General features: G+C 64.9%; 2 protein-coding genes. Both read left to right on the plus strand.

Translation table 11 applies throughout. From position 1 onward, the window contains the following. Nucleotides 1-2,057, plus strand: a 2,057-nt coding sequence (locus tag AB0O67_RS36435) for a condensation domain-containing protein (protein WP_365460108.1), incomplete at its 5' end; no start/stop codon positions are given. Beyond that, a partial coding sequence (locus AB0O67_RS36440; RefSeq protein WP_365460111.1) for an amino acid adenylation domain-containing protein occupies nt 2,054-5,488 on the plus strand: 3,435 nt, incomplete at its 3' end. The genes AB0O67_RS36435 and AB0O67_RS36440, both read left to right, overlap by 4 nt.

The raw sequence follows: 5,488 nt of genomic DNA on the forward strand, positions 1-5,488 counted from the left end.
GCGGCATCCGCATCGAACCCGGCGAGATAGAAGCAGTCCTGACCCGCCACCCGGACATCGCCCAATGCCTCGTCCTCGCCCGCAAGGACGAAACCGGACACCAGAGCCTCATCGCCTACACCGTCCCCCACACCGCAGGCACCGCACACGCCCCCACCACCGAAGCACTCAGAGCACTCGCCACCGCCACCCTGCCCCCCTACATGGTCCCGTCACACTTCGTGAGCCTGGAGACCCTGCCCCTCACAGCGAATGGCAAGGTGGATCGGCAGGCCCTCCCAGCGCCCGCCTTGACGGCGCCGGATACTCTCCACGCCCCCCGGACACCCAGCGAGAAGATCATCGCGGGGCTGTACGCAGAACTCCTCGCGCTGCCCCACGTCGGAATCGAGGACAACTTCTTCCAGCTCGGCGGAGACAGCATCACCGCCATCCAACTGGTTGCCGGCGCCCGCAAGAGAGGCCTCACCCTCGCGCTGCAGGACGTTTTCACGCATCAGACCGTCGCAGCACTCGCCCGCACGGTCGGCATCGAAGCCCACAGGCAGACGGGCGAAGTGCCCGAATCTGAGGAGGGCATCGTGCCCTTGACTCCGGTGATGCAGGCGCTGCGACGACTCCGTGGACCGATCGGCGGCTTCAATCAATCGGTCCTCGTGCGAGTCCCCGCAAATCTCGGCATGGAGCGTCTGTCGTCGGCGGTCGGCCATGTCGTTCGCTGCCATGGCATGTTGCGTACCCGGCTCACCGAATCCGACGGTGACTGGACGCTTGAGGTGTTGCCGGCGGAGCTTGTGAGCGTCCACGAGTTGGTCACTCGCGTAGATGTCTCCGGAATAGCCGAAGAGGAGTTCCGCGCGGTGGTGCGCGAGCACACTCGCGCTGCACAGCGACGTTTGGCACCTCACGCCGGGGTCATGCTGCAGGTGGTCTGGCTGGATGGTGGTGGTGACCGTCCGGGTCACCTGTTGGCCATGGCACATCACCTGGCGGTCGATGGCGTTTCATGGCGGGTGCTGCTGCCCGACCTCGAGGCGGCCTGGCAAGCGGGCAGCGAGGGACGAGAGCTGGCAGTCGAACCCGCGGCGACCTCGTTCCGCCGCTGGTCACAGACACTCTCCGACCAGGCACGCGAGGAGCGCCGTACACGGGAACTGCCGTTCTGGACTGCGATGCTCGACAAGACGGACCCTTTGCTCACCAGGCGGAGGTTGGATCCGAGTCAGGACGTCGAGGCCACCGTCCAACGATTGACGCTGACCCTGCCGACAGACATCACCGAGCCTCTCCTGACCAAGGTCGCAGCGCCCTACAACGCCCAGATCAACGACGTTCTGCTGACCGCGTTCACACTGGCCGTCGGCTACTGGCGCCGTGATCGGACAGCTGCGCCAGGGCGCACCGACATCCTGCTGTCAGTGGAAGGCCACGGTCGAGAGGAGATCGCGGAGGGTATCGACGTCTCGCGGACGGTCGGTTGGTTCACCAGTGAGTACCCGGTGCGGCTGGATCCGGAGGTGCGAGATTGGGAGCAAACCTGGGCTGGCGGACCAGAGCTGGGCAAGGCCCTCAAACGCGTCAAGGAGCAGTTGCGCGCCCTGCCTGATCGTGGTGTCGGCTACGGAATGCTCCGCTATCTCAACAGCGATACAGGCGCAGCACTCACCGCGATGTCCGCACCACAGATTTCCTTCAACTACTTGGGCAGGTTCGCCGTCGCCGCAGAGCGCGACTGGACTGTGGTGGCCGGTGCGGACGGGCTCGGTGGCGGAGCTGACCCTGAGATGCCAGTGCGGCACGGGCTATCGGTCAACGCCATGACTGAAGACCAGGCGGGAGAGTCCCGCCTGATTGCCGCCTGGTCGTGGCCCGATGGGCTTTGGGAAAGGCAAGACGTGGAGGCCCTGGCGCACGGCTGGTTCCGTGCCTTGCGTGCCCTCGTCACCCATGCGAATCGACCGGACGCGGGTGGCCTCACTCCATCGGACTTGCTGGTTTCGGGAGTAAGTCAGACCCAGCTCGACAAGTGGGAAAAGAAGATGAGGAACGCACAGTGAGCCAGCCGTTGATCGAAGATGTTCTTCCACTGTCGCCGCTCCAGGAGGGTTTGCTCTTTCACTCCCTGCTCGATCAGGACGGCGTCGATGTCTACACGGCGGTGTTCAGGATCGACCTGCGTGGTCGCCTCGATGCGTCGCTGCTGCGCTCGGCCGCGCGGTCGCTGCTGCGCCGGCATGCGAATCTGCGTGCTGTCTTCGTGCACGACGATGTCGAGCGACCTGTGCAGATCATTCCCCGCGAGATTCGGCTGCCGTGGACGGAGACAGATCTAAGCAGCCTGGCCGATAAGGAACGAGGTGATGCCCTCGCTGAGTTGTTCGCCGATGAGCGGAGACAGAAATTCGATCTGGCGACAGGCCCGGCGCTGCGCTTCAATCTCGTCCGCCAGGCCGAGGACGAGTATGCGCTGCTGATCAGCGCCCACCACATTCTTCTCGATGGCTGGTCCGCCCCGCTGCTGATCCGAGAACTGCTCACGTTGTACAAGAGGGGCGGTGACGAGGCCACGCTGCCTCGTGCCACACCGTATCGGGACTACCTCCGCTGGCTGGGTGAACGAGACCGGCAGGCGGCTGAGCAGGCGTGGCGTGAGGCTCTCTCGGGAGTCGAGGATCCGACATTGCTGGTCTCCGCCAGCCCGGACCGCAAGACGGCGCTGACGGAGGGCGTTGCTGTCGCCGTGCCTGACCGGGTTACTTCGGCCCTGGTGGAGCTTGGTAGGCAGGAGGGCGTCACTCTCAGTACGGTCGTGCAGGTCGCCTGGGCATTCCTCCTGGGCGTACTCAAAGGCCGCGACGAGGTCCTCTTCGGAGAGACCGTCTCGGGCAGGCCGCCCGAGCTGCCCGGCATGGAATCCATGATCGGCCTGTTGATCAACACGCTGCCGGTGCGAGTAAGTTGGTCCAGAGACGAATCCGTGCTGACCGTGATGAAAAGGCTTCAGCGAGCGCGCATCGAGCTGTTGGAGCACCAGCACCTAGGGCTTGCGGACATCCAGCGCATAGCCGGGCACGGGGATCTCTTCGATACGCTCACGACCTTCCAGAACTTCCCAAGGCAACTCGATGACCTCTCAGGTTTGCTAGAGGGAACGGGAGTTCACGTTGCCGGGATCGCCGGCCAGGACGGCGCTCACTATCCGCTGATGTTGCGGGCGGTACACGACGGTCAACTGACCCTGGAGCTTTCTTACCAGCCGGGACTGATGGACACGGCAACGGTCCAGGTCCTGGCCAGGCGGCTCCTGCGGATTCTGTCAGCGATGTCGGTGAACTCCCGGCAGCCTGTAGCAGGAATCGATGTCCTGGAGCCGGCCGAGCGAGCGCGGTTGCTCGAGGAGTGGAGCGGGGCCGAAGCGCAGGGGCACGACCACACTCTCCCGGAGCTGTTCGAGAAGCAGGTGCAGGCGACACCCGATGCGGTGGCGGTAGTCTTCGACGGACAGGAGCTGTCATACGCGGAGCTGAACGCGCGCGCCAACCGCTTGGCTAGGCTTCTGGTTCAGACGGGCGTCGGCCCGGAGTCCCTGGTAGCGATCGTCCTGCCACGGTCCGCAGACCTGATTGTGACGATCTTGGGTGTACTGAAGGCCGGTGGTGCCTACGTGCCGATCGATCCGGTCCACCCAGCCGACCGGATCGCCTTCATGCTTGACGATGCCCGGCCTGTCACGATCGTCACCACCGGTGCCGACTCCGGCACGCTTCCCGAATCTCACCGTGACAACGGTGTCCTGCTCCTGGACGCGAGCCAAACGGTGTCGCGTCTGACTGACCTGAACGAAGCGGACCTGCGGGACGCAGACCGCGTCAGGGGTCTGCTGCCCGCCCACCCGGCCTACGTCATCTACACCTCGGGCTCCACAGGCCGCCCCAAGGGCGTGATGATTCACCACCGAGGCGTGGCCGGGCTGGTGGCAGGCCAGGTGGAGCGCTTCTCCATCGGACCGGGCAGTCGGGTACTGCAATTTGCGTCCCCGGGCTTTGACGCAGCTGTCTCCGAATGGGCGGTGACCCTGTGCTCCGGAGCCGTCCTGGTGATGGCCCCAGCCGATCAGTTGCTGCCCGGACCGGAGTTGGCGAATACGATCGCTGGCAGCGCAGTGACACACGTCACCCTGCCACCCGCCGTCCTCACCGTCATGGATCCTGCAAGCCTCCCCTCAGTCACCACCTTGATCTCAGCTGGCGAGGCCTTGAACCGGGACGTGGTCGCGCACTGGTCGCAAGGACGCAGTTTGATCAACGCCTATGGGCCAACTGAGTCGACGGTGTGTGCCACGACGACTGGTTCCCTGCCGGACGGCGAAGACGCCGAGCCGCACATCGGAACTCCAATGGGCGACGCCAGAACGTACGTGCTCGACAAGGCGCTGCGCCCGGTGCCGGTCGGTGTGGCCGGTGAGCTGTATCTGGCGGGTGGGCAGTTGGCGCGGGGTTATGCGGGTCGGCCCGGACTGTCGGCGGAGCGGTTCGTGGCGGATCCGTTCGGTGGGGCGGGGTCTCGTATGTATCGGACCGGGGATCTGGCGCGTTGGAGTCCAGATGGGCAGTTGGTCTATCTGGGCCGGACTGATGACCAGGTGAAGATCCGGGGGTTCCGTATCGAGCCGGGTGAGGTTGAGGCGGTGGTCGGTGGTCACCGGGAGGTGGCGCAGTGTGTGGTTGTGGTCCGGCAGGATGAGGTGACTGGTCCGCATCTGGTGGCGTATGTGGTGCCACAGGGGCGGGGTGCGGGTCGCGGGTCCGGGGCGGGTTCCGCGGCTTCGCTTTCGGTGTCGGGGCTGCGGGAGTTCGTGTCGCGCCGGCTTCCTGTGCACATGGTTCCGTCGTTCTTTGTGGTGCTTGATTCGTTGCCGTTGACGGTGAATGGCAAGGTGGATCGGCGGGCGTTGCCGGATCCGGGTGTTGCTTCGTCAGGTGGGGGCCGGGTGCCGCGGACGGTGGAGGAGGAGCTCCTGGCCGGTCTGTTCGCTGAGTTCCTGGGGGTGCCTCGGGTTGGTATCGACGACAGTTTCTTCGAACTCGGCGGCCAGTCGCTACTGGCAACTCGTCTGCTCAGCCGCATTCGGGACGTCTTCGACGTTGAACTCCCGATTCGCACGCTTTTCGAGTACTCCACGGTTTCTGAGCTCGCGGCCAGACTGGGTGATGCTTCGGGGGCGCGGGTGCCGGTTGTTGCGGTGGAGCGTGGTGATCGGGTTCCGTTGTCGTTTGCTCAGCGTCGTTTGTGGTTCCTGTCGCGGCTTGAGGGTTCGAGTGCCACATACAACATTCCGTGGGCGACCCGGCTGGAAGGGCGTCTGGACGAGGGTGGGTTGCGGGCGGCTCTGATGGATGTGATGGGCCGTCATGAGGTTTTGCGGACGGTGATCCGGGAGGTGGATGGTGAGCCGTATCAGCATGTCGTCTCGTTGGAGGATGTGCCT

Origin of the sequence: Streptomyces sp. NPDC086077 (assembly GCF_040686175.1) — a bacterium.
Taxonomy (GTDB): Bacteria; Actinomycetota; Actinomycetes; order Streptomycetales; family Streptomycetaceae; genus Streptomyces.